The sequence below is a fragment of the Mesorhizobium sp. WSM4842 genome (genome assembly GCF_055901575.1).
Genome location: NZ_CM148372.1, coordinates 6,013,841 through 6,040,137, shown reverse-complemented (window position 1 = coordinate 6,040,137; position 26,297 = coordinate 6,013,841). Strand labels below are relative to the sequence as shown.

28 protein-coding genes and 1 pseudogene are annotated in these 26,297 nt (G+C 61.5%); 14 read left to right on the top strand and 15 right to left on the bottom strand.

The features are described 5' to 3' along the window. Nucleotides 1–79: 79 nt before the first annotated feature. The 6 genes from AC0NIE_RS29320 (at nt 80) to AC0NIE_RS29295 (ending at nt 4,456) form a co-directional block, all read left to right on the top strand. Complete coding sequence (locus AC0NIE_RS29320) at nt 80–466, top strand: DUF983 domain-containing protein (protein ID WP_473487621.1); 387 nt, start codon at nt 80–82, stop codon at nt 464–466. Further along, a complete protein-coding gene (locus AC0NIE_RS29315; protein WP_473487620.1) occupies nt 463–1,218 on the top strand; it encodes an SURF1 family protein in 756 nt (251 codons plus the stop codon). The genes AC0NIE_RS29320 and AC0NIE_RS29315 overlap by 4 nt, the downstream gene beginning before the upstream one ends. A gap of 97 nt (nt 1,219–1,315) precedes the next feature. Next, nucleotides 1,316–2,326, top strand: a complete 1,011-nt coding sequence (ispH, locus tag AC0NIE_RS29310; protein ID WP_258119018.1) for a 4-hydroxy-3-methylbut-2-enyl diphosphate reductase — start codon at nt 1,316–1,318, stop codon at nt 2,324–2,326. A 7-nt stretch (nt 2,327–2,333) separates the two neighbouring features. Continuing rightward, a complete protein-coding gene (locus AC0NIE_RS29305) occupies nt 2,334–3,296 on the top strand; it encodes a homoserine kinase (RefSeq protein WP_473487619.1) in 963 nt (320 codons plus the stop codon). Next, nucleotides 3,293–3,820 (top strand): ribonuclease HI, encoded by a 528-nt coding sequence (gene rnhA / locus AC0NIE_RS29300; protein WP_258119014.1) that lies wholly within the window; start codon nt 3,293–3,295, stop codon nt 3,818–3,820. The genes AC0NIE_RS29305 and rnhA overlap by 4 nt, the downstream gene beginning before the upstream one ends. A gap of 39 nt (nt 3,821–3,859) precedes the next feature. Then, nucleotides 3,860–4,456, top strand: a complete 597-nt coding sequence (locus AC0NIE_RS29295) for a histidine phosphatase family protein (protein ID WP_473487689.1) — start codon at nt 3,860–3,862, stop codon at nt 4,454–4,456. A 5-nt stretch (nt 4,457–4,461) separates the two neighbouring features. On the opposite strand, the gene AC0NIE_RS29290 is transcribed toward AC0NIE_RS29295, so the two are convergent. From AC0NIE_RS29290 to AC0NIE_RS29280, 3 genes are all read right to left on the bottom strand, one after another. Further along, nucleotides 4,462–4,941, bottom strand: coding sequence for a DUF2938 domain-containing protein (locus AC0NIE_RS29290; RefSeq protein WP_473487688.1), 480 nt, complete (start codon nt 4,939–4,941; stop codon nt 4,462–4,464). 121 nt (nt 4,942–5,062) lie between these two features. Then, nucleotides 5,063–5,545, bottom strand: a complete 483-nt coding sequence (locus AC0NIE_RS29285) for a redoxin family protein (protein ID WP_473487687.1) — start codon at nt 5,543–5,545, stop codon at nt 5,063–5,065. A gap of 123 nt (nt 5,546–5,668) precedes the next feature. After that, complete coding sequence (locus AC0NIE_RS29280) at nt 5,669–6,475, bottom strand: protein-disulfide reductase DsbD domain-containing protein (protein WP_473487617.1); 807 nt, start codon at nt 6,473–6,475, stop codon at nt 5,669–5,671. 191 nt (nt 6,476–6,666) lie between these two features. Here AC0NIE_RS29280 and AC0NIE_RS29275 point away from each other — a divergent pair, with 191 nt between their 5' ends. Continuing rightward, entirely contained in the window at nt 6,667–7,275 is a 609-nt protein-coding gene (locus AC0NIE_RS29275) for a YqgE/AlgH family protein (RefSeq protein ID WP_473487616.1), read from the top strand. A 128-nt stretch (nt 7,276–7,403) separates the two neighbouring features. On the opposite strand, the gene AC0NIE_RS29270 is transcribed toward AC0NIE_RS29275, so the two are convergent. Next, nucleotides 7,404–8,429, bottom strand: coding sequence for a transglycosylase SLT domain-containing protein (locus tag AC0NIE_RS29270; RefSeq protein ID WP_473487615.1), 1,026 nt, complete (start codon nt 8,427–8,429; stop codon nt 7,404–7,406). Between the two features lie 436 nt (nt 8,430–8,865). Continuing rightward, nucleotides 8,866–9,675, bottom strand: coding sequence for a class I SAM-dependent methyltransferase (locus AC0NIE_RS29265; protein WP_473487614.1), 810 nt, complete (start codon nt 9,673–9,675; stop codon nt 8,866–8,868). Between the two features lie 204 nt (nt 9,676–9,879). Here AC0NIE_RS29265 and AC0NIE_RS29260 point away from each other — a divergent pair, with 204 nt between their 5' ends. Continuing rightward, nucleotides 9,880–10,131, top strand: coding sequence for a LysR family transcriptional regulator (locus AC0NIE_RS29260; RefSeq protein ID WP_473487613.1), 252 nt, complete (start codon nt 9,880–9,882; stop codon nt 10,129–10,131). On the opposite strand, the gene AC0NIE_RS29255 is transcribed toward AC0NIE_RS29260, so the two are convergent. Further along, entirely contained in the window at nt 10,128–11,006 is an 879-nt protein-coding gene (locus tag AC0NIE_RS29255; RefSeq protein WP_167391349.1) for a LysR family transcriptional regulator, read from the bottom strand. The genes AC0NIE_RS29260 and AC0NIE_RS29255 overlap by 4 nt on opposite strands. Before the next feature lie 151 nt (nt 11,007–11,157). On the opposite strand from AC0NIE_RS29255, the gene AC0NIE_RS29250 reads away from it, so the two are divergent. Then, nucleotides 11,158–11,421: a DUF4242 domain-containing protein gene (locus tag AC0NIE_RS29250; RefSeq protein WP_292180858.1), complete on the top strand. Its 264-nt coding sequence runs from the start codon at nt 11,158–11,160 to the stop codon at nt 11,419–11,421. 160 nt (nt 11,422–11,581) lie between these two features. Beyond that, the gene (locus tag AC0NIE_RS29245) at nt 11,582–12,508 is read left to right on the top strand and encodes an oxygenase MpaB family protein (protein WP_473487612.1); all 927 of its coding nucleotides are present in this window, start codon (nt 11,582–11,584) and stop codon (nt 12,506–12,508) included. 163 nt (nt 12,509–12,671) lie between these two features. Here the strand turns inward: AC0NIE_RS29245 and AC0NIE_RS29240 are convergent, their stop codons facing one another. Genes AC0NIE_RS29240 through thrC form a run of 4 tightly spaced genes read right to left on the bottom strand, consistent with a single transcriptional unit; the run spans nt 12,672 to nt 18,880 of the window. Beyond that, nucleotides 12,672–15,560: an EAL domain-containing protein gene (locus AC0NIE_RS29240; protein ID WP_473487611.1), complete on the bottom strand. Its 2,889-nt coding sequence runs from the start codon at nt 15,558–15,560 to the stop codon at nt 12,672–12,674. 3 nt (nt 15,561–15,563) lie between these two features. Continuing rightward, nucleotides 15,564–16,160, bottom strand: coding sequence for a GNAT family N-acetyltransferase (locus tag AC0NIE_RS29235; RefSeq protein WP_473487610.1), 597 nt, complete (start codon nt 16,158–16,160; stop codon nt 15,564–15,566). A 15-nt stretch (nt 16,161–16,175) separates the two neighbouring features. Then, complete coding sequence (locus AC0NIE_RS29230; protein WP_095492384.1) at nt 16,176–17,468, bottom strand: M16 family metallopeptidase; 1,293 nt, start codon at nt 17,466–17,468, stop codon at nt 16,176–16,178. 14 nt (nt 17,469–17,482) lie between these two features. After that, complete coding sequence (gene thrC, locus AC0NIE_RS29225) at nt 17,483–18,880, bottom strand: threonine synthase (protein ID WP_473487609.1); 1,398 nt, start codon at nt 18,878–18,880, stop codon at nt 17,483–17,485. A 126-nt stretch (nt 18,881–19,006) separates the two neighbouring features. Here thrC and AC0NIE_RS29220 point away from each other — a divergent pair, with 126 nt between their 5' ends. Next, a complete protein-coding gene (locus tag AC0NIE_RS29220) occupies nt 19,007–19,681 on the top strand; it encodes a hypothetical protein (protein ID WP_473487686.1) in 675 nt (224 codons plus the stop codon). A gap of 39 nt (nt 19,682–19,720) precedes the next feature. On the opposite strand, the gene AC0NIE_RS29215 is transcribed toward AC0NIE_RS29220, so the two are convergent. Next, the gene (locus tag AC0NIE_RS29215) at nt 19,721–20,410 is read right to left on the bottom strand and encodes an HAD family hydrolase (protein WP_473487608.1); all 690 of its coding nucleotides are present in this window, start codon (nt 20,408–20,410) and stop codon (nt 19,721–19,723) included. Nucleotides 20,411–20,583: 173 nt separating this feature from the next. Here AC0NIE_RS29215 and AC0NIE_RS29210 point away from each other — a divergent pair, with 173 nt between their 5' ends. Next, entirely contained in the window at nt 20,584–21,717 is a 1,134-nt protein-coding gene (locus tag AC0NIE_RS29210; protein ID WP_473487607.1) for a DNA methyltransferase, read from the top strand. 277 nt (nt 21,718–21,994) lie between these two features. On the opposite strand, the gene vapC is transcribed toward AC0NIE_RS29210, so the two are convergent. Both vapC and AC0NIE_RS29200 read right to left on the bottom strand, forming a co-directional pair. Then, the gene (vapC, locus tag AC0NIE_RS29205; RefSeq protein ID WP_473487606.1) at nt 21,995–22,384 is read right to left on the bottom strand and encodes a type II toxin-antitoxin system VapC family toxin; all 390 of its coding nucleotides are present in this window, start codon (nt 22,382–22,384) and stop codon (nt 21,995–21,997) included. Further along, a complete protein-coding gene (locus AC0NIE_RS29200) occupies nt 22,381–22,593 on the bottom strand; it encodes a type II toxin-antitoxin system VapB family antitoxin (RefSeq protein ID WP_135936002.1) in 213 nt (70 codons plus the stop codon). The genes vapC and AC0NIE_RS29200 overlap by 4 nt, the downstream gene beginning before the upstream one ends. A gap of 183 nt (nt 22,594–22,776) precedes the next feature. Between AC0NIE_RS29200 and AC0NIE_RS29195 the strand changes: the two are divergent. After that, a pseudogene (locus tag AC0NIE_RS29195) lies at nt 22,777–23,566 on the top strand (transporter substrate-binding domain-containing protein). Nucleotides 23,567–23,788: 222 nt separating this feature from the next. Here AC0NIE_RS29195 and AC0NIE_RS29190 read toward each other — a convergent pair. Both AC0NIE_RS29190 and mutY read right to left on the bottom strand, forming a co-directional pair. Beyond that, on the bottom strand, nt 23,789–24,400 hold the full coding sequence (locus AC0NIE_RS29190; RefSeq protein WP_192365402.1) for an HAD family hydrolase: 612 nt from the start codon (nt 24,398–24,400) through the stop codon (nt 23,789–23,791). Nucleotides 24,401–24,445: 45 nt separating this feature from the next. Further along, on the bottom strand, nt 24,446–25,678 hold the full coding sequence (gene mutY / locus AC0NIE_RS29185; protein ID WP_473487605.1) for an A/G-specific adenine glycosylase: 1,233 nt from the start codon (nt 25,676–25,678) through the stop codon (nt 24,446–24,448). Nucleotides 25,679–25,733: 55 nt separating this feature from the next. Between mutY and AC0NIE_RS29180 the strand changes: the two genes are divergently transcribed. Further along, nucleotides 25,734–26,234, top strand: coding sequence for a DUF721 domain-containing protein (locus tag AC0NIE_RS29180; protein ID WP_473487604.1), 501 nt, complete (start codon nt 25,734–25,736; stop codon nt 26,232–26,234). Nucleotides 26,235–26,297 lie beyond the last annotated feature (63 nt).

Sequence of the window (26,297 nt, the reverse complement as noted above, 5' to 3'; positions counted from 1 at the left end):
CTTTTTTGAGGAATTGCGTGGGCGGCTGCGGCGACGTGGCCGCCTTATCTTTTGGGGCGAAGGGCGCTAAAGTATCGCAATGAGCGACGACAAGGCGATCTGGCCACCAATCGATCCGATCTCGGCCGGCCTGCACGGCCGCTGCCCGCGCTGCGGCGAGGGACGACTGTTTTCCGGCTTCCTCACCGTCGGCAAACGCTGCGCCAGTTGCGGCCTCGACTATTCCTACGCCGATGCCGGCGACGGTCCGGCGGTGTTCGTCATCCTGATCATCGGCTTCATCGTCGTCGGGCTGGCGCTGTGGATGGAGGTGACGCTGAATCCGCCGCTCTGGCTGCATTTCCTGCTGTGGATACCGCTGACGCTGGTGCTTTGCCTGGGCGCGCTCAGGCTGATCAAGGGTGTGCTCCTGACGCTGCAATACCGCAACAAGGCGGCGGAGGGCAGGCTGGACCTCGGCGAATGAGCACAACATCCGCCTCGATCGCAGGCCGTTCGCGGCCGAAGACGGCATTGCTGCTTGGCCTCGGCCTCGTGCTGTTCTTCATCCTGCTGGCGCTCGGCACCTGGCAGGTCCAGCGCCTGTACTGGAAAGAGGGTCTTCTCCAGACCATCGGCCAGCGCACGCATTCCGCACCTGTGCCGTTGGCCGAGGTCGAAAATCGGTTCGCCGCAACCGGCGATGTGGATTACACGCCGGTGACGGCATCAGGCACATTCCTGCATCAAGGCGAGCGACATTTCTTCGCGACCTGGGAGGGCCAGTCCGGTTTCGATATCTTCACGCCCTTGCATCTGGAGGACGGCCGCTTCGTCCTGATCAATCGCGGCTTCGTGCCCTACGATCTCAAGGACGCGGCCAAGCGCCCGCAAAGCCAGGGTGCGGGCCAGGTGACGGTGACGGGGCTCGCCCGCAATCCGCTGCCGGCAAAGCCCTCGATGATGCTTCCCGACAATGATCCGCAAAAGAACATCTTCTACTGGAAGGATCGCGATGCCATGGCGGCCAGCGCCGGTCTGCCGGCCGGCGCGGGGTTGGTGCCATTCTTCCTCGACGCGGACGCCACGCCGAACCCGGGTGGGCTGCCGGTCGGCGGCGTTACAATCATCGACCTGCCGAACAGCCATTTGCAATACGCCGTAACCTGGTACGGCCTTGCCGCTGCCCTTGCCGGCGTCCTCATCTTCACGCTTCGCCGCCCGGCGAAAGAAGAATGATCGGCACCGGCGCCCTTGACAGGGCAGGGGTGCGCACCTCATTTCGCGCCTTGAGTTCAAGACTTGAGCTCACGTTACGACCAACCGGCCGGGAATCATGCTTCACACGACCACAAAGCCACCGCTGACCGTCAGGCTCTGCCAACCGCGGGGCTTCTGCGCCGGCGTCGATCGCGCCATCCAGATCGTCGTGCTGGCGCTGAAGAAATACGGCGCGCCGGTCTATGTCCGCCACGAGATCGTACACAATCGCTACGTCGTCGAGGGGCTGCAAAGCCTCGGTGCGGTGTTCATCGAGGAACTCTCCGAGATACCGGCGGAACATCGCCAGAGCCCGGTCGTCTTTTCGGCGCATGGCGTGCCGAAGTCGGTGCCGGCGGACGCCCAGGCGCGCAATCTCTTCTATCTCGACGCCACCTGCCCGCTGGTTTCGAAGGTCCACAAGCAGGCGATGCGTCATCAGCGGCTCGGCCGCCATGTGCTTCTGATCGGCCATGCCGGCCACCCGGAAGTGATCGGCACGATGGGGCAGTTGCCGGACGGCGCCGTCACCTTGATCGAGACCGAAGCCGACGCGGCGAATCTGGTGCCCGCCGACCCGCAGGCGCTCGGTTTCGTCACCCAGACGACGCTGTCGGTCGAGGACACCGCCGGCATCATCCGGGTGCTTAAGGATCGTTTTCCCGATCTGCATGCGGCGGCCGCGGAATCGATCTGCTACGCCACCACCAACCGTCAGGAAGCGGTCAAGGAGACCGCCGCGGGCTCCGATCTCTTCCTGATTGTCGGCGCCCCCAACTCCTCCAATTCGCGGCGTCTTGTCGAAGTGGCCGAACGCGCCGGCGCCTCGATGTCGCTTCTCGTACAGCGCGCCTCCGAAATTCCGTGGACCGACATTGCCGGAATCTCGACGCTCGGTCTGTCGGCCGGCGCGTCGGCGCCGGAAATCATCGTCGACGAGATCATCGACGCCTTCCGGCAGCGCTTCGACGTGACGATCGAGCTGGCGGTGACGGCGACGGAAACGGAGGATTTTCCGGTGATGCGGGTCCTGCGCGACGTCGAACTGACGGCGGCCGACATGGCCTTCGTCAACGGAGCCGCGTGAAGAGCCCATGGCGGTCTACACCGACGTCAACGAAGGCGAGCTCGGCGCGTTCCTGAAGGCCTATCCGGTTGGCGATCTCCTATCCTACAAGGGCATCGCCGAAGGCACCGAGAACTCGAATTTCCTGCTGCACACGACCAGCGGCTCCTACATCCTGACGCTCTACGAAAAGCGCGTCGACAAGGCCGACCTGCCGTTCTTCCTCGGCCTCATGGGCCATCTCGCCAGGAAGGGCATTTCCTGCCCGCTTCCGGTGACGGCGCATGATGGCGACGTCATCGGAACACTTGCCGGCCGGCCGGCGGTCATCATCACTTTCCTCGAAGGTCTTTCGCTGCGGCGGCCGACATCAGCGCATTGCGGCGAGGTCGGCAAGGCGCTGGCGGCACTGCATCTTGCCGGCGCCGACTTTCCGATGACCCGTCCGAACGCTCTTGCCATCGATGGCTGGCGCAAGCTGTGGAGCGCCGCTCGCCCTCGCGCCGACGAGGTCGAGCCGGGACTGGCGGCCGAGGTCGATGCCGACTTCGTAGATTTCGAGCGGAACTGGCCCAAAGGCCTGCCGGAGGGCATTATCCATGCCGATCTTTTCCCCGACAATGTCTTCTTCCTCGGCGAGAAACTGTCCGGGCTGATCGACTTCTATTTCGCCTGCAACGATCTCTACGCCTATGATGTCGCTACCTGCCTCAACGCCTGGTGCTTCGAGAAGGATTTTTCCTTCAACCTGACCAAGGGCACGGCGCTGCTTGCCGGCTACCAAAGCGTGCGGCCCTTGAGCCGCGAGGAGAAAGCTGCGCTGCCGATACTGGCGCGCGGCTCGGCGTTGCGCTTCATGCTGACCCGGCTTTACGACTGGCTGATCGTTGCCAACGGCGGGCTGGTGATAAAACGCGACCCGACCGAATACATCCGCAGGATGCGTTTCCACCGGGCGATCAAATCTCCTTCCGAGTATGGACTGACATGACAAAGCGCGTTGAAATCTTCACCGATGGTGCCTGTTCGGGCAATCCGGGGCCTGGCGGCTGGGGGGCGGTCCTGCGCTTCAACGGCGTCACGAAAGAACTGTCGGGCGGCGAGGCTGCTACCACCAACAACCGCATGGAACTGTTGGCCGCCATCTCGGCGCTCAATGCGCTGAAAGAACCCTGCGCCGTCGATCTTTATACCGACAGCAACTACGTCAAGGACGGTATTTTCAGCTGGATCGACGGCTGGAAGCGCAACGGCTGGAAGACCGCCGCCAGACAACCGGTGAAGAATGCGGAGCTGTGGCAGGCACTCGACGAGGCGCGCAACCGTCATCAGGTGATCTGGCATTGGGTCAAGGGCCACGCCGGCCATCCGGAGAACGAGCGTGCCGACGAGTTGGCGCGGCTCGGCATGGCGCCGTTCAAGAAAGGCCCCGTCAAGACCGCGGCGCCGAAGCCAGGCCCGCAGTCGAAGCAGCCGGCGGTCGCAAAGCCACGGCGCTCGACCCAGAGTTATTGAATTTCGGCTGCAGGTCCGCTCTCTGGCAGGAAGACCTCTATCACGCCGATCGCATACTACATCACGCATCCCCAGGTTCGGATCGATGCCGATGTTCCAGTGCCAGAGTGGGGGCTATCCGACATCGGGCGAGCGAGAATGTCTGCGATGCTCGATCAGCCGTGGGTTCGGTCGATCCGGCGTATCGTGTCATCGGGTGAACGCAAGGCGATAGAAACCGCCGAGATACTCGGAAGGCATCTCCGCCTTGAGGTCGAGGTGAGGGAACGGATGCATGAGAATGACCGATCGGCAACCGGTTTCCTACCGCCTGCGGAGTTCGAAGCGGTCGCGGACCAATTCTTCGCCAATCCATACAGCAGCATTCGCGGATGGGAGCGGGCTATCGATGCTCAGCATCGTATTCTGAGCGAGGTAGACACTGTGCTCGGCACAGATGACGCCGCCGACGTTGCTTTCGTGGGCCACGGAGGTGTCGGAACGCTTCTGCTGCTTTCTCTCGGCGGGCGGGAGATCAGCCGCGAGGCGGATCAGCCAGCGGGCGGCGGGAACTATTTCGCGTACGATATTCACGCGCGTCGCGTTGTCCACGGATGGCGGCCGATCGACAGGCTGGCGCAGCACCGCGACGATTAATTTGGCTAACGGATCAGCAGCGCCGTGCCGAATAGCCCGAGCGCGAACACCGTATGTGAGACGAGATTGAGGGCGCGGATCTGCATGGGGTTGGGGCGCTTTGATGCGGCCCAGCCGGCACCCATGCCGGGCGCCAGCAGGAACCAGCCGGCGCCCACGGTGACGATGCCGAGGATGAAGGCCGGCAGGAAGGTCGGCGCGGCCAGCCACGTCGCTCCCGCCAAAACGGCCAGAATGATGCCGTAGACGATGCCGACAAAATAGTGGAAGGCCCAGCCCAGCGCCGATTCATGCGCGTAGGGTGCTGCCTCGCCGATGTCGTCGTGGAAGACCTTGCCGCGCCTTAGATGCCAGACCCAGCGACCGACCAGTCCCCAGTTCGGCCGCGGCTGAGCAAACACGGTGTTCAGGAAGATCGCCCAGAGGTCCATGAGCGCCGTGGCGCCGATGCCGATCGCCACAGCGCGCCAGAAGATGTCAAACATCATTGAGATCCCCCAAAGCAAACAATCCCTAATGCATGTTGTTCAAAACTGCGCAACGGTTTTGGGATAACGAAAAACGAAGACTTAAAAGCGCGACGCGCTTTAAGAGCCAAGCCGAAATCTAAAGCTGTCCGAGAATATGAGCCGCCCCGGATTCGTCGACGCCGGGCTTTGTCTCGACATTGAGCGCGGTGACCTTGCCGTCGTCGACGATCATCGAAAACCGCTTCGAGCGCAGCCCCATGCCGCCGTTGGAAAGATCGGCGTCAAGGCCGATCGACTTGACGAAATCGCCATTGCCGTCGGCAAGATAAAGGAGCTTGCCTTCACCGCCGCTGAAGCGGGCCCAGGCGGCCATCACATGAACATCGTTGACGGCGACGACGGCGATGGTGTCGACGCCGCGCGCCAGGATGGCGTCGTAATTATCCAGATAGCCGGGCAGATGATTGTTGGAGCAGGTCGGCGTGAAAGCGCCGGGAACGGCGAACAGCACCACCTTCTTTCCCGAGAAAATCTCGGCCGTCGTGATCGCTTTTGCGCCGTCGGCAGTCATCGTCTTGAAGGTCGCATCGGGCAGGTTATCGCCAATGGCAATCGTCATCATGGTCCTCGCTTGAGAGATGGAATGGAAGTGTTCTTGCGATAGCGAACTCAGCTGTTTCCCGCAACATCGGGGAGCCGGGAACACAAAAGGATGTTCGACCTGAACATCCTTTGCTCGGGATCAAGGGAACGGCAGCAGGCCTTCGACCGCTCCGGCCGCAGTTGTCAGCGTGTAGTAAAGTCCGCCATCCGTCGGCGTCGTCGTCGGCCTGTCGAGGATAGGCACGGTAAACACCAGCTTGCCTTCCTTTTCGCTGCGGGCCGGCACGCCGAACATGTAATCCCGCTCACCGGCGACGAAGAAATCCGCTGCTTCGGGATTGCCCGGAAAGCTCGCCTCGACAATCAGTGTCTCGCGGTCGCCCGGCAGGATATTGATGCCGAAATCGGGTCCTGCGGGAGCAGGCAGGGTTGCAAGGGCCGCCTTCACCAATGCGGCATCTTCGACATTGTCCGGATCGGAGCCCGGATCGATGGTCAGCTTCGTCTGCACCGGGATGCAGATCGTCTCGCAAATGCCGAGAAAGATATCGGCATCGATGACGGCCGGCTCGTTCGGCGCCGACAGCGTGAAGGTCACCGGCAGCGAAACCGGATGGTCATAGCCGGCCCATTTGCCGTAGCCGTCGTCGTGGCGCTGGGGCGGTGGAAACGAAAACGTCGCGTTGACAATGTTGGTGCTGGCCGAGATATCGATTTGCGGCGGCACGCCCGCGTCGCCCGGATCGCGCCAGTAGGTTTTCCAGCCAGGCTTGAGCGCAATATCGAGGACGCCATGGATGCGCCCGGCTTCGTCGGGCTTGCCGCTGGTCACAAGCCGCACTTTGCCGCCTTCGCTATTGTACCAGATCGACGAGGAGGCTGCGGCGGGAAGGCCGGTTCCACATCCGACAGCGGCGCTGAGCAGCAGGACTTTCAAGCTTTGCATGGCGGTGATTTGAGCGTCCTTTCATGGCTGCGCAATGACTTCATGGGGTCGCTGCTATCATATTTGCGTGACCTCGGGCACAGCTTTTGCGTGACCTCGGGCACAGCTTGCGTGACCTTAGATGCACATCTGCGACCAAATCGCGCGCGGCGCATCTTTTCGGCGCTCCAGAAACGCGTTACGCTCCCCTCATGGACTTGTTGCGCCACAAGAAGATGGCTGCGGGACGCGGCTTTCTCGACGACCAGTTCCTGATTGCCATGCCCGGCATGAAGGACGACCGCTTCACGCGCTCCGTCATCTACATTTGCGCGCACAGCGACGAAGGCGCGATGGGCCTGGTCATCAACCAGACGCAGCAGATGCTGTTTCCGGATCTGCTCGTGCAGCTCGGCATCATGAACGAACAGGAGGCGATCCGCTTGCCCGCCCAGGCCCGCGACTTCGTCGTGCGCAACGGCGGACCCGTGGATCGCAGCCGCGGCTTCGTCCTGCATTCGGGCGACTACCGGGTGGAATCGTCGCTGGCCGTCTCCGAAGACATTTGCCTGACCGCGACCGTCGACATATTGCGCGCCATTTCGTCGGGCCGTGGGCCCCGGCATGCGCTGATGGCGCTCGGCTATTCGGGCTGGGGCGCCGGTCAGCTGGAAAGCGAAATCGCCGAGAACGGTTGGTTGACCTGCCCGGCAAATGCGGAGCTTCTGTTCGATACCGACATCGAGCGCAAATACGACCGGATTCTCGCTTCGATCGGCATCGACCTCGCGCATCTCAGCCTGGCGGCCGGGCACGCCTAATGCATGTCGCGCAAAAGTGTGCAGCGGTTTTGCGATAGCGACATGCATAAAACCACAACCTAAAGCGCGTCGCGTGAGGCCGATCAAACGCGACGCGCTTTAGTGGTGAAAACCCGATACCTGGCTGGCTACCGCTGCAGTGTCATCGCCAGCCGTTTGCCCAAATCGTAGACGAGATTCTCGATACCGGCTGTCCAGGACAGGTCAGCCTGTTTCACGCGGGTTTCGACATCGCTGTATTTGCCGATGCGGGCTTCCAGGAAGGAGCGCATGCGCTGGTGAAACTGGCCGACGGTGAGCTGATTTCCCTCGGCCTTGAAGATGGCAGTATTGAAGCGCGCCGCCTTGGGGAAGATTTTGCTGGCCGTGGCATTGGGCTTCTCTTCGGCATTCGACAGGAGTGTTGCTGTCCCGTTTGTGCCAAGGAAATGGGGGAGGTAAAGATCCCTTTCGTCCATAGCCTTCTCGAGACGGGCTTCGATGCGTTCCTTGGCCGCGAGAAGGTTCTTGGCCGCCAGTGCTGCCGACAGATAGGGATCGCGCCTGAATTCAAGGATGCGCTCTTCTTCGGCCTTGTCGTCGACGAAATGGTGTTCGCGCTTGCCCTCGGGGCGGATCCGGATCAGTTCCGCTTCGTCGCCCAGGCCGAACTCTGCACCGTACTTCTTCACCGCCTCGAGCCATGTCTGGTCGAGGAACTGCATAAGACCAAGTGCCGACCCTTTAGGCGGGCGGTTGTTGATGTCGAAGGAGGATTCCTTCTCGGCGATCGCGAAAAGGGTGTCGGCTGGAAATTGGGTGTCCTTGGCGGCACGCAGAATCTCGGTGGCAATGTACTGCGACACCTTGTATTCGCCGAACTCGTGCACCGACATCCCGATGACGATCTGTTCCGCGCCTTCGGAAAGGATGGAGACGGTGCCCTTCAACGCGTCGGCCAGTGTGCCTTCTCCCTTGCGTCGGGAGGTCGATATGGTGCCCGGATCGATGATGTCGAACTCGGACGCGGCCGAGGGGAAACTCAAAGCGGAGTACGGAACAGCAGTGGCAACTGCGGCTTCGGTCACTCCGTTGACCAAAACTCCCGAATAGACCGGCCATGGCATGGCTGCCACTGTCGCCGCCAGGCCAAGCCCCGCGATCCTTTTCGACAAAGGCCGTCCGCCCGAAAGGAGGACGCCTCCGCAAGCAAAGAATTCAATTGTCCTTTGGAGTGACGCCAGGTCCCCCTCCGTTCCTTGTCTAGCCGCCCAGATATTCAGGGGCAGATCTATTTCCAACGTTGAGCCGTCAACGTCGAAAAAGACAAGAAGAACGGTCAGTGCTTCATTTAGCTAGTCATGGATAATGGCGGCACAATGGCCACAGTGCGGCAAAATAATTCGAAATGTAAAGCAAGCTGATTTTAATCGAGGGCTGCGTAGCCGATGCGTTGCTTGTGAAGCATCTCGATTGCGAGCAGAAATTTCCCTGAGGTGGTCTGCCCTCGACCGCAGCGGGGCAATCCTTTCGGTTCTCGAACGGAAGATTGTGCATGAGCAGTCATTCTCGGCACAATACTCGATCGAATGAGTTCTCCGTTGGTGATCATTACCGTTTGGCCGTCGCAAGATTGGTGCTGAGCTCGAAGGCTAGTCCCGACCCATTGCTATACGGCAGCAGCACGGGCGCACTCTCGCTCACGATCTCCCCCAGGACGCGCTTGCGTTCCTGATCGCCCATTTCCTTGGCTAAGGAACTCATCCCGACCAGCGCCATCGTATTCAAATGCAGGAAAGGTGCACCTTCCCCGAGATGGATGGTGCACGAAACAATCCTTGATCGGACCTCGTGGAAGCCGGCGTCTCGCAGCAGCGCCTCAAGTGGAGCCGCTTCCCCAAAGCTGTACCGTTGATCGGCGATGGCGCCCAGATGGCGCTCCGCGACGCGGCGCAGTTCGCGAAAGAAGGGGATTTCGTCGTCCGGGCACCACGTGGCGACCGCCAGCCTGCCACCCTTCGCCAGCGCGCGACGCATCTGCGCCGCCGCCGCGGGTTTGTCAGGAAAGAACTGCAGTCCTTGCTGGCAGACGACCACGTCGAACATCTCACCGTTACGCAGAGGCAGCTCGCTGGCATTGCCCTGACGCCAGTCGATGGCTGGTTCTACAGCCCGCGCCACGGCAAGCATGTCGGGGCTGATGTCGACGCCGACGATGTATCCGGCTTCATCGAGCCGCTCTCTTGCAACGCGCGCCACTATTCCTGTTCCGCAAGCGATATCGAGTACGCGATCGCCCGAAGACAATTCCAGCTCGTCAAGAGCCATCTCGGCCCATGGACGGAAGAGAGTGCCGACGAGCCACCGCTCGTACATCTCCGGGAAACTTGCCTGGTTCATTGCGTAGCTGGGCAAGGTCATGATTGTCCTCCCTCAAATTTCCATCCGGCCATCGCGAGCCTTTCTCCGCGCTCCTTGGGCGAGCGCGATTCCAACGAAGCAAGAAAGTTGCAGTCGTTCCGAAGAAAAAGAAATGCTAATATTTCATCGCGCCGCTGTCATCGGGAAAGGGCGAATCCATGCAGATGCACGAAATCCGCTACTTCCTAGCAGCGTCGCTGCTGCGTGACCCAGCCGGCGCTGACCCGGGCTATCCAGAAGCTTGAGGCAGAGCTTGGAGGGCATCTCTTCCACCGCGAGCATAGCCATGTCCATCTCACCGACTTTGGGCGTCTGATACAGCCACATCTCTCAAAATGCGCAGCGATCGAGTGTCGGCAGGTCCTGAATAGGGTCGGTACCGGCCGGAGGAACACCAGGGCGGCGCAGACGCATCTCAAACCAGCAGTAGCTCAAGCCTCAGCAATAAACGCCTAGCCTGGCCAATCGAACGTCTGGGCAGCTCGGACCATTGCCGCCGTCGCCGGGCTATAGGGCCGGCCCGGAACGCTAGCCAGGGACACCGTGCGTGCCACCGCGGGTTCAATCAGCGGACGCTGCAAAAGTTCAGGCGATGTCACCGAATATTCAGGCATGAAGGCGAAGCCGATCCGCGCCAGCACCATTGATTGGATCCAATCCTCGCGCTCGGAACGAAAGCGGGCATAAAGGCTGACATTTCTTTCCCGGCACACACCCATTACCAGGTCCCGCATTTCGCAGGACAGACGATCGACATAGGGTTCTTGAGAGAGATCGACCAACTTGATTGCATTGAGGCTCGCAAGCCGGTGATCCGGCGCGAATACGACGACGTAACGCTCACTGTAGAGATCATGGACGCGGAACGCCGCTCCCAATCCCTCCAGCGGATTGAGAACGGCAAGATCGAGATCGCCTTGCTCAAGCCTGTTTTTCAGTTCCTGAACGCTCGCCTCGCTAACTTCAAGCTCGACGCCGTGATAGTCGCGCTGGAACTTTGCGAGGAACCGGGCGAGTTTCACATGGCCGATGGTCGACATGACGCCGAGGCGGATCGGCACCTGGTTGAGCAGCCTGAAATTGTCGGCAAGCGTCCTGGTTGCGTGGGCCTCCTGCATGATCTGCTGAAGATGCGGCAGAATGGAGCGCCCGAACTCACTCAGGAGGACGCGCTTTCCCTCGCGGTGGAACAAGGGCGCGCCAAGCTCATCCTCGAGCGTCTTGACCGCTTTGGTGAGCGCCGGCTGAGACACGTTGCAATCGGTGGCGGCCTTGGTGAAGTTCAGCATCTTCGCGGCGGCAAGCACGTAGCGGACCTGAAACATCTCCATGGCGAGCCCTCCCGAGGCGGTTCCACGAAACCACATTGTAATCCTTTCATCGATAACTGTCGGCTATCGATCGATAGAAAAAATGTCGTTCTCTTTCGGCCGCCACTGCATTCAACTCCTGTGGTCACTGTTCACAGGAGGAGATCTGGAAATGACTGTCTACATGGTGGAACGCGACCTCAAGGGCATCAGCATGGAAGCTCTGGGAGGTGCGCAGAAGGCGGCGATCAGCAAAGCCGCCGAGATGACCTCCAACGGCACCGACATCAGCTATCTGCGCTCGACCTTCGCACCGGAGGACGGCCGCTGCATGTGCCTGTTTGACGCTGCCTCCGATACCGACGTGAAGCGTCTAAACGACGATGCGGGGCTGCCCTATCACAGGATCGTACCAGCGCTCGATCTTACCCCATAAGGCCAGCACGACCGGGCTCGTGATCATCCGGGCCCGGTGTTCTTGCGGGTCATGCGCAGCGCGCCAGGCTGATCATTTGGAACGACGGAAAGACCAGGACGTTCTTGCTGTATCCGCTAGGGGTCTAACGCTTGCTGTTCGCAGGAGTCGGAGGCGCACCATGTTTGGCAACTCGGGCATCATTGCTCTGCCTCGCCCGCTTGAGCGCCGCGTGGATACTCTTGCGCAGTCGTACATGCGCCAGCGGCTCGGATCGCAGATGGACTTCTCGACCCCGGAAGGCGAGCCGGCGCTGTTAGCGCCCAACTCGGTATCCTGGCGTATTTTCAAGAACCCTGTTGCGCTGTTCATCGGCGGGGTTACGGCGGTGCTGCTCGAATTGGCAGAGCCGCGAGTTCGCGACGCCATTTGGCAGCACAGCACATTCCGCTCGCAGGCGCTCCGACGATTACAGCGTACCGGCCTCGCTGCCTTGGTTACGGTCTATGGCCCTCGAACCAAGGCTAAGGCCATGATTGAAGGTGTGGTCAGGATGCATGGGCGCGTTTCGGGTCGAACCAGCGAAGGTGAGCCATACCACGCCACCGACCCGGAGTTGCTGGACTGGGTGCAAGCGACGGCCGGGTTTGGTTTCATGGAGGCGTATCACGTCTATGTGCATCGTCTGTATTTTTTCGAACGGGACGCAATGTCTGCTGAGGCTCGCCCCGTCGCGCTTCTCTATGGTGCGGCCGGGGCGCCCACGTCGCAGGCCGAGCTTTACGCGCTGTTCGACGTGATGCGGCAAAGACTCGTCCCGTCGCCGATCGTCTTGGAATTCCTGCAGATCATGGAAGACGTTCCCGCCTTGCCGGGAGTGGCTCGACCGCTTCAGCGGCCATTTCTGAAGGCGGCAGTCGAGATCCTACCCCGCTGGGTGCGCACACGCTTGGCACTCGGCGACCGCTGGACGTTGAAGCCGTGGGAGCGTGCTTTTGTGAAGACGACGGCTGCAATCTGCGAGAGCATCGTCCTCCCTTCATCCCCGGCCGTTCAATCGTGCCGTCGCCTCGGCCTTTCCGAGAACTATCTCTATCGCCGACGTTAATTCAGGCTTTCCAACATTGATGGAGCCGCGCCGCGGGTAGCAAATTAGTTTTCGATACCGCGTGACCAAAAGGGGTTACTCGCAACCTCCGAGCGCCCGGAGGCGGACCCCTGGCATGTCACCCAAAGTGCGCAGCAATTTTGGGACAACGACTTGCACGAAATCAAGCCCGAGTCAGCGGATACTGTTCCTTCAGCGTCTTCAGCACCTGATCGCCGGGCATCGGCGCGCCGAACATGAAGCTCTGCACATACTCGCAGCCCATCTGGCGCAGTTCGAGCGCGTCGCTTTCATCCGAAATGCCCTCCGCCACGACCGAAAGGCCGAGTTCATGCGCCATGTTGACCATGGATTTGAGCAGCACCGCGCGTTTCGGTGTCGCGTCGTCGACGAAGCTCTTGTCGATCTTGATCGTGTCGAAGGGGAAGCGCGTCAGATAGGCCAGCGATGAGTAGCCAGTGCCGAAATCGTCCAGCGACAGGCCGATACCAAGCTTCTTCAGCTTGTTCAGCACATGGGCCGTCTGCTCGGGATTGTCCATCACCAGCGATTCGGTGAGTTCGAGCCGGAAGCAGCGCGGCTTCAGATTGGCCCGCGCGATTACCGAGCGGACGTCGCTGACCAGATCGCGGCGGATGAGCTGGCGGCTGGACAGGTTGACCGAAACCGACAGCGGCGCGTCGCCGATCTGCTTTTGCCATCCGGCCAGATCTTCGGCGGCCTGTTGCATGGCGAACAAGCCAAGCTGCACGATCAGGCCGCAGCTCTCGGCGACCGGGATGAAATCGCCCGGCGGGATCATGCCGCGGCGCGGATGGTCCCAGCGCAAAAGCGCCTCGAAGCCGGCAACGCTGCCGTCTTCGAGCCGCACGATGGGCTGGTAAGCGAGTGTGAATTCGCGCCGATCGATGGCGCGGCGCAGGTCGGACTCGAACTGCAGCCGGTCGGTGCCGACGGTGCGGAAGGCGGGGCGGAACGGCTCGATCCTGTCGCCGCCGAAACGCTTGGCCTGGTGCATGGCAAGCTCGGCATCCTTGACCATGTCCTCGGCCGAACTCTGCGCCGAGGTCCAGGTGACCAGCCCGATCGAGGCGGTCAGCACGATCTCGCGCTTGGCAAAGGTGATCGGATTGTTGATCGCATGCTTGATGGCGTCGGCAACTGCTGCGATGCGGGCCGGGTCCTGTTCGGAAAGCAGCATCAGTGCGAACTGGTCGCCGGCAAAGCGTGACAGCGAATCCTTCGGCTTGAGCAGCCGGTGCAGCCGGCGCGCAATGGTCAGCAGGATGGTATCGCCGGCCGAGATGCCGAGCCCGTCATTAACCTGCTTGAACCGGTCGATGTCGATGACGAAGACGGTCGGACGCACCTTCTCTTCGGTGCGCGCGATCGAGATGATCGCCTCCAGCCGGTTCATCAGCAATTCCCGGTTCGGCAGGCCGGTCAGATTGTCGTGCACGGCATCGTGCAGCAGCCTCTCCTCGGACTTTTTCTGCTCCGTCACGTCGACCATGGTGCCGACGCACCGGATGACCTCGCCGTCCGATCCGATCACCGGCCGGGCGCGCAGCGAAAACCAGTGATAGTGCCCATCGGCACCGCGCAGGCGGAAATTCTGCGACACCCGGCCGCGCCGGTGTTCGAGCACCACGTCGAGCGTTGTGCGGAACGTGTCGCGATCATCGGCATGCAGCACCGGCAGCCAGTTGCGGGCGGCGCCGCCCAGGCTGTCGGGCGCAAGGCCAAGCTGGATGCTGACATCCGGCTTGGTGACGACGCGGTCGCGCATCACGTCCCAGTCCCAAACCGTGTCGCCCGATCCGGCGACGGCCAGCGCCTGTCGTTCGAGATCGGAGAACAGGCCCTGATGCAGCGCGCCGCCGGCAAAGGCGTGCTGCATGACGGTGAAGCCGATCAGTAGGATGATGAGGATCAGCCCGCCGCCCAATGCCGGCTGGGCGATGTCGTTGTCGAGCATGCCGGTGATCGCCATCCACGACCCGCATAGCCACAACAGGACCATGACCCAACTGGGCACCAGCATGATGGCACGGTCGTAGCCGCGTATGCCGAGGAAGATGATCAGGCCGAGGCCGGTCAGCGCGGTGGCGGCGAAGGACAGCCTGGCGATGCCGGCGGCGACCGCCGGATCGACGATTGCAACGCCTGCGATCAGTACCAGCCCCAGAATCCAGACCAGCGCGCCGTAGCTGAAATGGCCGTGCCATCGGTTGAGGTTGAGATAGGCGAACAGGAACACCACGAAGGTCGCCGCAAGCGCCACCTCCGTTCCGGCTCGCCACATCTGCTCGTTGCCGGGCGATATTTCCAAAACCTTGTTGAGAAAGCCGAAATCAATGCAGATATAGGCGAGCACCGCCCAGGCGAGTGCTGCGGTTGCCGGGAACATCGAGGTCCCCTTGACGACGAAAAGGATGGTCAGGAACAGCGCCAGAAGGCCGGCGATGCCGATGACGATACCGCGAAACAGCGTGTAGGAGTTGACCGAGTCCTTGTAGGATTCCGGATCCCATAGATAGACCTGCGGCAGTTTGGGCGAGGCAAGTTCGGCAATGAAGGTGATCACCGTTCCGGGGTTCAGCGTCACCCGAAACACATCGGCGTCGGGGCTGGTCTGGCGGTCGAGCGCGAAGCCCTCGCTGGGTGTGATCGCGGCAATGCGGGTCGAGCCGAGATCCGGCCAGAAGATGCCGGAATTCACCAGCCGGAAATGAGGTGCGACGATCAGCCTGTCGAGCTGCTGATCGGTGGTGTTGGCAAGCGCGAACACTGCCCAGTCACCGGTCGAGCGCGCATCATTGGCCTCGACCTCGATGCGCCGCACGATGCCGTCCGGGCCCGGAGCGGTCGACACCTGAAAGTTCTCGCCCTGGTTGCGGTAGATTTCGACGGCGCCCGAAAGATCGAGCGCCACGTCGTCGCGGGCGATCTTGATCGGCTCGACGGCGAAGGCCGAGGACGCCGCGCAGAGCACGACGATTGCCGTCAGCACAAAGGCGAACAACGACCCGATTCGCAGGAAATTCGTCAAAAATCAGTCCTTCGTTCCCGCGCCCGGCGGATCGTCTTCGATCCGGGCGTAGAGGTAGTGGTCCTGCCAGATGCCATTGATCCTGAGATAGGATCGCAGAAGTCCTTCGCGCCGGAATCCGGCTTTTTCAAGCACGCGGATCGACCGGGCGTTGTCGGGAATACAGGCCGCTTCGATCCGGTGCAACCTCAGCGTATCGAAGGCGAAGCGCGTCACCACCTTGACCGCGTCGGTCATCAGGCCACGGCCGCCGTAGCGCTCGCCGATCCAGTAGCCGATATGACCGCTTTGTGCGACGCCGTGGCGGATGTTGCCGAGGGTGATTCCACCGACAAGCTTGCCGTTGCCTTTCTCGAAGATGAAGAAGGCTATGGCCGTTCCCTGCGCATAGTCTTCGCGATAGCGGCTGAGGCGATGCCGCCAGGCCGTGCGGTCGAGCTCGTCGGGGTTCCACCGCGGCTCCCACGGCTCCAGGAAGGCGCGGCTTTCCCCGCGCAGCACCGACCATTCACGATAGTCATTGGTCAGCGGCACGCGCAGCGTGACCCGGTCACCCTTCAGTGCCGGCAGGTCACGGCGAAAGAAAGGGAGCGCGAACATGACGCTTTGATGGACTTAGCCGGCGAGCTTTCGGGCCGTGGTCTGCGTGCCCGATAGCGATTCGAGGACCGCCTCATAGGGAGCGAGCGTACCCACCGGTCCGACGGCAGTCAGCGTCGGCTTGGTCGAAAACAGCCGTGACGACAGGTCCGTCAGCCGCTCGACCGTCAGCGCCGACAGCCGTTCCATCAGCTCTTCCTTTGCGATCGGCCGGCCGAACAGAAGCATTTGCCGGGCGATCTGCGAGGCACGGCTGGCCGGGCTCTCGGCGGACATGATCAGGCCTGCGCGGTACTGGGCGCGTGCCCGGTCGAGTTCCTCCTGCAGGATGCTCTCGCCGGCCTTCTGCAACTCGTCGATAACCACCGGCACCAGTTCGGCGATGTCGCTCTGCCCGGTCGCGGCATGGACGCCGAATATGCCGGTGTCGGAAAAGCCCCAGTGGAAGGCATAGACCGAATAGCAAAGCCCGCGCTTTTCGCGGACCTCCTGGAAAAGACGCGACGACATGCCGCCGCCAAGGATCATCGACAGGACCTGCGAGGCGTAGAAGTCGCGTACATGATAGGCGCGGCCCTCGAACCCCAGCACGATCTGCGCGTCCATCAGGTCGCGGTCCTCGCGGAAATCGCCGCCGACATATTGCGCAAACTGCGGCATCGTGTTGTCGGACTTGCTGCGGAAACCGCCGAGATGCTTCTCGACCTCGCGCACGAAATTGTCGTGCTTGATGTCGCCGGCGGCGACGACCACCATGCGCTCGGCGCCATATTGCCGTTCGATGAATTTGTGCAATTGCTTCGAGGTGAAGGATTTGACGGTTTCCGGCGTGCCGAGGATGGAGCGGCCGATCGTCTGGTGGCGGAAAGCCGTCTCGGTGAAGCGGTCGAAGACGATATCGTCGGGCGTATCGTGAGCGGCGCCGATCTCCTGCAGGATCACATGCTGCTCGCGCTCCAGCTCCTGCGGGTCGAACTCGGATTCCTGCAGGATGTCGGAGAGGATATCGACGGCCAGGGGCACATCGTCGCTCAGCACCCTGGCATAATAGGAGGTGGTCTCGACACTGGTGGCGGCATTGATCTCGCCGCCGACATCCTCGATTTCCGAGGCGATCTCGAAGGCGCTTCGCCTTCTGGTTCCCTTGAACGCCATATGTTCAAGCAAGTGGGCCATTCCGTGCTCTTCGCTACGCTCGTTGCGGGCCCCTGATTTGACCCAGGCACCAAGAGCGACGGATTCGAGGCTTGGAAGGGTTTCGGTGGCGACTGTCAGGCCGTTCGACAGACGGCTTACCTCAACACCCATAAAGCAAATACTCCCTAACTTGCCGCCCGCGTGTGGCGGCTAACATAATCTTCCACCATTTTCAGGTCGGATGGAAGTACCGTGTATTTTTCCTCTGATGTCATCAACCCGCCTAGCCATGCGGGCAGGGCAGGCGACACGCCGCTGGCGGCTTCGACGGCGGCCGGGAACTTTGCCGGATGGGCGGTGCCCAGCACGACCATCGGGACGGCACTGGTGGCCTTCGCAACCGCAACATGCATGGCCGCGGCCGTGTGCGGGTCGAGCAGATACTCGCTGGCTGCGAGCGTCGAGCGGATCGTAGCGGCGACTTCGTCCATGGTCGAACGACCGGCATCGAATTCGGAGCGGACCCTGGCAATCTCGCCGGCTTCGATGATGAAGGCTCCGGACTGCTTGAGACCGTTCATGTAGCGCCGCACGGTCGAGGCGTCGCGGCCGGCCGCCTCGAACAGCAAGCGCTCGAAATTCGAAGAGACCTGGATGTCCATCGACGGCGACGTGGTCGAAAAGACGCCTTTCGTGCGGTATTCGCCGCTCGACAGCGTGCGCGCCAGAATGTCGTTGTCGTTGGTCGCGATGACCAGCCGCTCGATCGGCAGCCCCATCTTCTTGGCGGCGTAGCCGGCGAAGATGTCGCCGAAATTGCCGGTCGGCACCGTGAAGGAGACCGGCCGGTCGGGCGCGCCGAGCGACAGCGCCGACGAGAAGTAATAGACGATCTGGGCCATGATGCGGGCCCAGTTGATCGAATTGACCCCTGACAGCGACACCCGGTCGCGAAAACCGTGATCGTTGAACATGTCCTTCACCAGGCCCTGGCAGTCATCGAAATTGCCTTCGACCGCCAGTGCATGGACATTTGCGGCGATGGACGTCGTCATTTGCCGCTGCTGCACCGGCGAGACCCGGCCGTGCGGGAAAAGGACGAAGATGTCGGTGCGATTGCGCCCGGCGAAGGCATCGATGGCGGCCCCGCCGGTATCGCCGGACGTGGCGCCGACAATGGTGGCGCGCTGGCCGCGTTCGGCAAGCACATGGTCCATCAGCCGGGCGAGAAGCTGCATGGCCACGTCCTTGAAGGCAAGTGTGGGGCCATGGAAGAGTTCCAGAACGAACATGTTCGAGCCGGTCTGCACCAGCGGGCAGACCGCCTCGTGACGGAACGTCGCATAAGCTTCGCGCAACAGGCGTTCGAACACCGGCATCGCGATCTCGCCGCCGAGAAACGGCGACAGCACGCGGATGGCGAGGTCGGGATAGGCAAGGCCGCGCATGGCGCGGATCTCTGCCGCTGAAAACTGCGGCCAGATATCAGGCACATAAAGACCGCCATCGCGCGCCAAGCCCGCCAGCACCGCGTCGGAAAATCCAAGCACGGGCGCTTCCCCGCGGGTACTCACATATTGCATCGTCATGTTCCATTGCTGCCGGGCGGTCCGTCCGCGGCAAAGTGGTTAATTTCCGTACTTGCTCAGTCGCATTTTTGCCGCGCGGTTGATATACGTCACCCGCTTTGCGAGAGGGAAGTGCAGTTCATGGCGTTTCATTCATCCAACGGTCGTTTCGTCGCGGGTCTGGCGCTCACCGGCTTTATGCTTACCGCCGCCGGCTGCCAATCAGGCGGCAGTAGCATGCTGGGCTTCGGAAAGAAGGACACGACACCGCCACCACCGCCGGACCCCAAGATTCTCGCCAGCCAGTTGCTGGCCTATTGTCCGAAAGTGACGCTGCGCGACGGCACCGCCTTCTTCAATACCTATGCCAAAGGCAACCAAAAGCCTAAGAAAAAAGCCGCCGCTCAGGACGCCGAAGCTGCTGCGCTTGAAGTGAGCAGCGATCAGCAGGACGATTCCGCGAAGATCATCTACCAAGCTTCGATCACCGACGTGACCCGCGACTGCAACCGTGCCAACGGCTCGCTGACGATGAAGATCGCCGTCGCCGGCAAGGTCGTTCCGGGACCGATGTTCAGCCCGGGCACCATCACCATGCCGATCCGTATCGCTGTGATGCACGGCACCGAGGTCCTTTACTCGCAGCTTCACCAACATCAGGTCCAGGTTACCAATCCCTCCAGTGCCACCCAGTTCGTCTTCACCGATTCGAACGTTGTCGTTCCCGAGCCGACCGCGAAGGATTATCAGGCGTTCGCCGGCTATGACGAAGGCCCGCCGAAGAAGACCGACAAGAAGATTGCCGCGGCCGAATAGCCGCGGCTTTGGAGCTGCGCGTCCATTTGGACGCCTGTCTCACGCATCCGCCGACCACTCCGACAGGGCGGCGATCACGCTTTTCAGTTCCGCCCAGCGGCGGATGACCGTTTCGGCGCCGGCCTCGGTCAGCGCGTCGGCATGCCCGGGATAGCTGTGCGCCGCTCCGGTGAAGCCGATCACACGCATGCCGGCTGTCCTGGCGCCGGTCACGCCATGCACGGAATCCTCGATGACGAAGGTGTTCGCCGGATCGGCCTGGAGCTTTGCCGCGGCAAAGAGAAACACGTCTGGGGCCGGCTTGGATTTTCCGCTCGGTGTTTCCAGAGAGGAAAAAATCCGGCCGCTGAAAAACGGCAGCAGATGCACCTTCTCCAGCATGAACTCGATCCGCTCGGTGCGCGAATTCGAGCAGATGCAGCGCGGCGCAGTCACCGCGGCGACCGCTTCGTGCACCCCGTCGACGGCGCGCACGTCGCTGCGCAGCCGGCGGTCGACCAGGTCTTCGGCACGATCGATCAGCGAGGCCTGGAACGGGACGCGGGATTTTTCCTCGACCCGCATCATGATGTCCTTGAAGGTCAGCCCGGCATAGGTTTCGGAAACCTCCTCGGCCGATATCTCGTAACCGGCCGACGTCAAAAGCTCGGCTTCGATGCGCGCGGCGATGATTTCGGAATCGACGAGCACGCCGTCGCAATCGAAGATGACAAGGTCTGGCTGAGGCATGGCGATCCGGAAAGCGGGAGGGAGGAGGCTGGGACGGTTCAGGCGGCGCGGCATACACCAACAGGCCGATCTTCGCAAATTACCTGGGGTCCGAACCAGGCCTTCACCGAATATTTACGCTGATCGGTAACCATAACAGGGAGTAAACAGTAACGCGTGCTTTGGGTGTAACAATGTCTGCCGTGCGTCTTCTCGACGAGCTTTCCCACGCTCCCCAGCAATCTGAATGGCTGGATACGATCCTGAAGGGCGATTGTGTCGCCGCGCTCGACCGGCTGCCGGAAAAATCCATCGACGTGATCTTTGCCGATCCGCCCTACAATCTGCAACTCGACGGCGATCTGCACCGGCCCGACCAGTCCAAGGTCGATGCCGTCGACGACGACTGGGACCAGTTCGCGAGTTTTGAGGTCTACGACGCCTTCACCCGGGCCTGGCTGCTGGCGGCGCGCCGCGTGCTGAAGCCCAACGGCACCATCTGGGTCATCGGCTCCTACCACAACATTTTCAGGGTCGGCGCCAAGATGCAGGATCTGGGGTTCTGGATCCTCAACGATGTCGTCTGGCGCAAGACCAATCCGATGCCGAATTTCCGCGGCCGCCGCTTTCAGAACGCCCATGAGACGATGATCTGGGCCTCGCGCGACCAAAAGGGCAAGGGCTACACCTTCAACTATGAAGCGCTGAAGGCGTCGAATGACGACATCCAGATGCGTTCCGACTGGCTGTTTCCGATCTGCACCGGCGGCGAGCGCCTGAAGAACGAAAATGGCGACAAGCTGCATCCGACGCAGAAGCCCGAAGCGCTGCTCGCCCGCATCATGTTGGCCTCGACGAAGCCCGGAGATATCGTGCTCGATCCCTTCTTCGGTTCCGGCACCACCGGCGCCGTGGCCAAGCGCCTCGGCCGCCATTTCGTCGGCATCGAGCGCGAGCAGGCCTATATCGACGCCGCCAACGAGCGCATCGATGCAGTTCGGCCGCTGGACGGCGCTGCTCTTACCGTGCTTACCGGCAAGCGCGCCGAGCCGCGCGTTGCTTTCGTCAGCCTCATCGACACCGGGCTGATGCTGCCGGGCGCCACGCTCTACGACGCCAAGAAGCGCTGGGCGGCCAGGGTGCGCGCCGACGGCACCGTGGCCGTCGGCGACAGCGCCGGATCGATCCACAAGATCGGCGCGGAAGTGCAGGGGCTGGATGCCTGCAACGGCTGGACCTTCTGGCACTATGAGCGCAGCGGCGGCCTGACCCCGATCGACGAGCTTCGCCGCATCGCCCGTCTCGGCATGGAGCGGGCAGGGGCCTGACGATAACCGCTATAGCGGTCTCGTTGCACATCGTTCCCGAAGGAAGCAGGGTCGCGCTTTCTCGACGAGAAGTGCCGCGACGCGCCCCGCCAATGTCGCCGTCGAGTCTTCGTCCTTCTGCTCGTCGCATCGCCTCGATCGGTTTGGTTTCGTATCGCTGTAAAGATCGATGAACGGGCTGTCAGGCATCTTGGCCTGTCTTTTCGCCGGGTTACACCTTGATGCCGCGCACACGCCTGTGGAGGGAAGACCAGCGTCGCCGGTTGGAATCTCACGATCATGCGAGTCGCAGACCGAGGTAGCGAACCATCGGGTCGAAGTCTCGGTCATCATGCAACAGCGCGTGTCCGCCCAGGATGCAGAATGTGCCGATAATCATATCGATTGTCTTGCGGATGGTGATGCCCTGCTGCCGGAGCATGCGATAGTTTCGGGCAGCTTCGACTGCCGTCGCCGGATCCAGCATCGGCACAATGGCGAATTGTCGGAGGTTCCGCTCAATCAGTTGGGCATGCGGTTCGTTGAGCGCGCCTTGTAGCACTTCCAGCAGGATCAAGTCTCCGATCAGAATCTCCTGAGTGTCATCGAGATGCCTGAGCTTGGCGACCGAGACGCTGTCCGTATTGCGGAGATGGGCGATCCACACGGAACTGTCGACGACGATCATCGATGCCGATCGGGCGAACGGCCTTCCCGCATGGCGTCAAGATCGCCCTCCCAGCCGGCGCCAGCAAGGGCGGCGATAGCCATATCCTGCCTGTGCCGGCGCACCAGAGTGCGCAGCGCCGCCTCAATCGTCGCCTTCTTGGTCTTGAGGCCGGAGGCGGCCATGGCCTCCGCGATCAATTCATCGTCGAGTTCGATGTTGGTTCGCATGGTGATGCTCGATGTGTACAGATTGGACTAAATATACACATTCTGCTGCTGACCCACAAGCCGTCACAACGAAAAGCCGCCCCGTCGGAGGGATCACGGTGAGCGATTCCCCAGGAAGAGTTATTAACCTTTGCCCACCGTTTCTCGAATGCTTGATTCCCTTATCCAACGGAGACGAATTCCATGAAAGCTCTTGCCTCGCCGTTTGTCGCCGCCGCCCTCGTCATGGCGTTGTTGGCCCCTCCGGCGATTGCGCAGAACACCGGCGCAGAAAACCAGCTTGATGCGATTATCGAGGACGGCAAGCTGCGCGTTTGTACGACCGGCGACTACAAGCCCTTCACCTTTCATGACAAGACCGCGAACAATTACCAGGGCATCGATATCGATCTCGCAAAATCTCTGGCAAGTTCACTAGGGGTCGGAATTCGTGGCGACTACCTGGAAAAAATTGCTGGCCGATTTTACAACCGGCAAGTGTGACATCGCGATGGGCGGCATTTCGGTGACCCTGGAACGCCAGAAGCAGGTGTTCTTCAGCGAACCCTATCTCGTCAACGGCAAGGCGCCGATTGCGCGCTGCGAGGACGAGGCGAAATTCCAGTCGATTGCCGACATCGACAAGCCGGATGTGACTGTGATTGTTAATCCCGGCGGGACCAACGAGAAATTCGTGCGTGAAAAACTCAGTGACGCCAAAATCGAGATCTACCCGGACAATGTCACGATCTTCCAGCAAATTCTTGACGGCAAAGCCGATATTATGATCGCCGAATCGGTCGAAACCGAGTTGCAGCAGAAACTCCACCCTGGCCTTTGCGCGATCAATCCCGAGAAGCCGCTCCAATATGGCGAAATGGGTTATATGATTCCTGAGGGTGCCGTCGTCTTCAAGGCCTATGTCGACCAGTGGCTGCATCTTGCCAAGGCGACCGGTGAGTTCGACCGCATCTACGGTTCTCACGTCAAGTAGCGCCCGACGACGCGATCCGATAGCAGCGCCGTGGAGCGCCGTCTCAGCGACTGCACCACCATCACATGCCGTCTTGTCCATCAGCTTGATAGGACAAACACAGATTCAGCCGTTGCGCGCTTTGCCACCTGTTAACTCACCCGATTGTCCTTGGGCCTGACTACGGATCCTTTTGCAATCCGCCGTGTTGAAGCGGGTTATCGGTCAGGCCCGTCGCAGTGATCACACTCTGATCCCCAGGCGATCGAGGTCCGCCTCGAGCGTCTTTGCGTCAGTGAACAGCACCGACTGCCAGCCGGCCGCCTTGGCGCCGTCGACATTCTTCTGGCTGTCGTCGATGAACAGCGTGGCCGCGGGCTCGAGGCCGAACGCGGCGACGTGATGGTCGTAAATGCCGCGATCCGGCTTGATCATGCCGATCTCGCCCGAAATGGTCACACCGCGCGGTCGGTTGAGAAAGTCGAAACGCTGCCGGGCTTCGGCAAGCGTGTCGGCGGCGAAATTGGTCAGCATGGTGACGTCGTGGCCGCTCTCGATCAGCTTGTCCATGATCTGGACGCTGTCGTCATAGGCGTGCGGCACCATCTCGTGCCAGAGGCGGCGGAAGTTGCGGATGTTTTCGGCGTGGTCCGGGTGTTCGGCGATCAGCAGCGCCTCGGCCTCTTCCCAGGTCCGGCCCCGGTCCTGCTCGATGTTCCAGTCATGCGTGCAGACATTGTCAAAGAACCATTTCCGCTCTTCGGCGTCGGGGATCAATCGGCTGAAAGGCAAGTTCGGATCGTAGTGAATCAGCACTCTGCCGATGTCGAAAACGATGTGGCGGATTTCGGTCATTCTTGTCCTCGTCAACGCAATTCAATGTGAGGCGATGTGGGCGATTCAATGTGCGCGCTGCTTCTTCGTCGCGCCCGGTATCGCCGCTTCGATTACCTTTTTCATGACAGTAGGCAGCGCTTCGCCGGAAATTTCATGGGCCAGCGACCAGAAATGCCCCGCAGGGGCGGCGCCATCGGTCATCGTTTTGAAGACGTCGAGTTCGAGCGCGAAATGGGTGAAGACATGGCCAATCCGGCCGGCTGGCCTCCAGTTGCCGGGGAAGGGCGCCGCCGCGTCCGTGGTGGCGCCGTCGATCCGTGCGGTCCAGCCGGTCGTCGGTACTTCGGTCATGCCGCCGAGCAGGCCTTTATCCGCACGTTTGCGCAAAAGAACGGCGCCGTCGTCACGCACGGCAACGAAGGCAGCCCCGCGCCGCAATGGTTTCTCACCCTTCGGCAGGCGGACAGGGAAGCGCTCGGGATCGCTTGAAACAGTGGCGCTGCAATCCTCCCGCAGCGGGCACAGCATGCAACGCGGTCGCCGTGGCGTGCAGATCGTCGCGCCGAGATCCATCATTGCCTGGGCGAAATCGCCAGGTCTGGTTGCTGGAACCATGCGCTCGACATAGGTGCGTATGTCCCCCTTGGCTTCGCTCAGCGGCGTGACGATTGAAAACAGCCGGGAAACGACCCGCTCGACGTTGCCGTCGACGACCGCGGCGGGCTGGTCGAAGGCGATCGCCGCGATCGCTGCCGCCGTGTAGGCGCCGATGCCGGGCAGTTCTCTCAAGCCAGCTTGCGTATCCGGAAACCTGCCACCTTGCCGTGCGACGAGATCGGCGCAGGCCTTGAGATTGCGGGCGCGGGAATAATAGCCGAGCCCGGCCCAGGCCTTCATCACATCTTCGGTCGGTGAGGCAGCCAAAGCCTCGACATCAGGCCATTTCTCGACAAAGGCCCGGAAATAGGATTTTACCGCTTCGACCGTGGTCTGCTGCAGCATGACTTCGGAAAGCCAGACGCGGTAGGGATCGGGCCGTATGCCGCGTGCCGATTCGCGCGGCGCAATGCGCCACGGCAAGTCGCGGTGATGCGCGTCGTACCAGCCAAGCAGGCGGGACGCGATGTAGTCGCTGTCTCCAGATGCGGCTCTGCCGCTATCTCCGGATGCGGCTTTGCTGCTATCTCCAGACGCGGCTCTGCCGCTGTCCCCAGATGCGGCTTTGCCGCTGTCTCCAGATGCGGCTTTGCCGCCAACTCCGGATGCGGTCTTGCGGGTCTGGTCGTGCAGTGCCATTGATCGAGGACTGGCCTAACCGATGCGTGGTGAAGGTCGTGACTGGAGAACGCACATGGCAGGGAAAAGGCCCTTCGGCAATCCCGTTCCGGTGAGTGATCTCGCAACCCAGATTCTCGATCCGGTGTTGCGCAAGCGGGCCGGCATGTCGATCGGGCTCGTCCAGTCATGGGAGGAGATTGCCGGGCCGCGGCTTGCCAGCCGTTCGCGCCCTGAAAAGATCCAGTGGCCGCGCCGCATGCATGAAGATGATCCGTTCGAGCCGGCGGTGCTGGTCATCGCCTGCGAAGGCATGGCCGCCCTCCATCTGCAGCACGAGACCGGCGAGATCATCAACAGGGTCAATGCCTTCCTCGGCTTCAACGCTATCGGCCGGATCAGAATCGTGCAAAAGCCGGTAACAGCGGACAAAGGGCGGCCTAAACCAAGCTCTCGGCCGCTGACCGCGGCCGAGAAGGTGAAGTTGTCGGGCACTGTCGGAATGATCGAGGATGACGGGCTGCGCGCTTCGCTGGAGCGGCTCGGCGCCACCATTCTCGGTCAAAAGAAAGTATAATCTCGCGTTTTCGTGATCGCGTACACAAGATTTGGCGATTGGAATGGGGACGGCGATGCCTTA

Coding starts and splice junctions, on each gene's coding strand:
- AC0NIE_RS29320 (WP_473487621.1), top strand. CDS start 80: ATGAGCGACGACAAGGCGATCTGGCCACCAATCGATCCGATCTCGGCC.
- AC0NIE_RS29315 (WP_473487620.1), top strand. CDS start 463: ATGAGCACAACATCCGCCTCGATCGCAGGCCGTTCGCGGCCGAAGACG.
- ispH (WP_258119018.1), top strand. CDS start 1,316: ATGCTTCACACGACCACAAAGCCACCGCTGACCGTCAGGCTCTGCCAA.
- AC0NIE_RS29305 (WP_473487619.1), top strand. CDS start 2,334: ATGGCGGTCTACACCGACGTCAACGAAGGCGAGCTCGGCGCGTTCCTG.
- rnhA (WP_258119014.1), top strand. CDS start 3,293: ATGACAAAGCGCGTTGAAATCTTCACCGATGGTGCCTGTTCGGGCAAT.
- AC0NIE_RS29290 (WP_473487688.1), bottom strand. CDS start 4,941: ATGTTTGACATCTTCTGGCGCGCTGTGGCGATCGGCATCGGCGCCACG.
- AC0NIE_RS29285 (WP_473487687.1), bottom strand. CDS start 5,545: ATGACGATTGCCATTGGCGATAACCTGCCCGATGCGACCTTCAAGACG.
- AC0NIE_RS29280 (WP_473487617.1), bottom strand. CDS start 6,475: ATGCAAAGCTTGAAAGTCCTGCTGCTCAGCGCCGCTGTCGGATGTGGA.
- AC0NIE_RS29275 (WP_473487616.1), top strand. CDS start 6,667: ATGGACTTGTTGCGCCACAAGAAGATGGCTGCGGGACGCGGCTTTCTC.
- AC0NIE_RS29265 (WP_473487614.1), bottom strand. CDS start 9,675: ATGACCTTGCCCAGCTACGCAATGAACCAGGCAAGTTTCCCGGAGATG.
- AC0NIE_RS29255 (WP_167391349.1), bottom strand. CDS start 11,006: ATGGAGATGTTTCAGGTCCGCTACGTGCTTGCCGCCGCGAAGATGCTG.
- AC0NIE_RS29250 (WP_292180858.1), top strand. CDS start 11,158: ATGACTGTCTACATGGTGGAACGCGACCTCAAGGGCATCAGCATGGAA.
- AC0NIE_RS29245 (WP_473487612.1), top strand. CDS start 11,582: ATGTTTGGCAACTCGGGCATCATTGCTCTGCCTCGCCCGCTTGAGCGC.
- AC0NIE_RS29235 (WP_473487610.1), bottom strand. CDS start 16,160: ATGTTCGCGCTCCCTTTCTTTCGCCGTGACCTGCCGGCACTGAAGGGT.
- AC0NIE_RS29230 (WP_095492384.1), bottom strand. CDS start 17,468: ATGGGTGTTGAGGTAAGCCGTCTGTCGAACGGCCTGACAGTCGCCACC.
- thrC (WP_473487609.1), bottom strand. CDS start 18,880: ATGCAATATGTGAGTACCCGCGGGGAAGCGCCCGTGCTTGGATTTTCC.
- AC0NIE_RS29220 (WP_473487686.1), top strand. CDS start 19,007: ATGGCGTTTCATTCATCCAACGGTCGTTTCGTCGCGGGTCTGGCGCTC.
- AC0NIE_RS29215 (WP_473487608.1), bottom strand. CDS start 20,410: ATGCCTCAGCCAGACCTTGTCATCTTCGATTGCGACGGCGTGCTCGTC.
- AC0NIE_RS29210 (WP_473487607.1), top strand. CDS start 20,584: ATGTCTGCCGTGCGTCTTCTCGACGAGCTTTCCCACGCTCCCCAGCAA.
- vapC (WP_473487606.1), bottom strand. CDS start 22,384: ATGATCGTCGTCGACAGTTCCGTGTGGATCGCCCATCTCCGCAATACG.
- AC0NIE_RS29200 (WP_135936002.1), bottom strand. CDS start 22,593: ATGCGAACCAACATCGAACTCGACGATGAATTGATCGCGGAGGCCATG.
- AC0NIE_RS29190 (WP_192365402.1), bottom strand. CDS start 24,400: ATGACCGAAATCCGCCACATCGTTTTCGACATCGGCAGAGTGCTGATT.
- mutY (WP_473487605.1), bottom strand. CDS start 25,678: ATGGCACTGCACGACCAGACCCGCAAGACCGCATCCGGAGTTGGCGGC.
- AC0NIE_RS29180 (WP_473487604.1), top strand. CDS start 25,734: ATGGCAGGGAAAAGGCCCTTCGGCAATCCCGTTCCGGTGAGTGATCTC.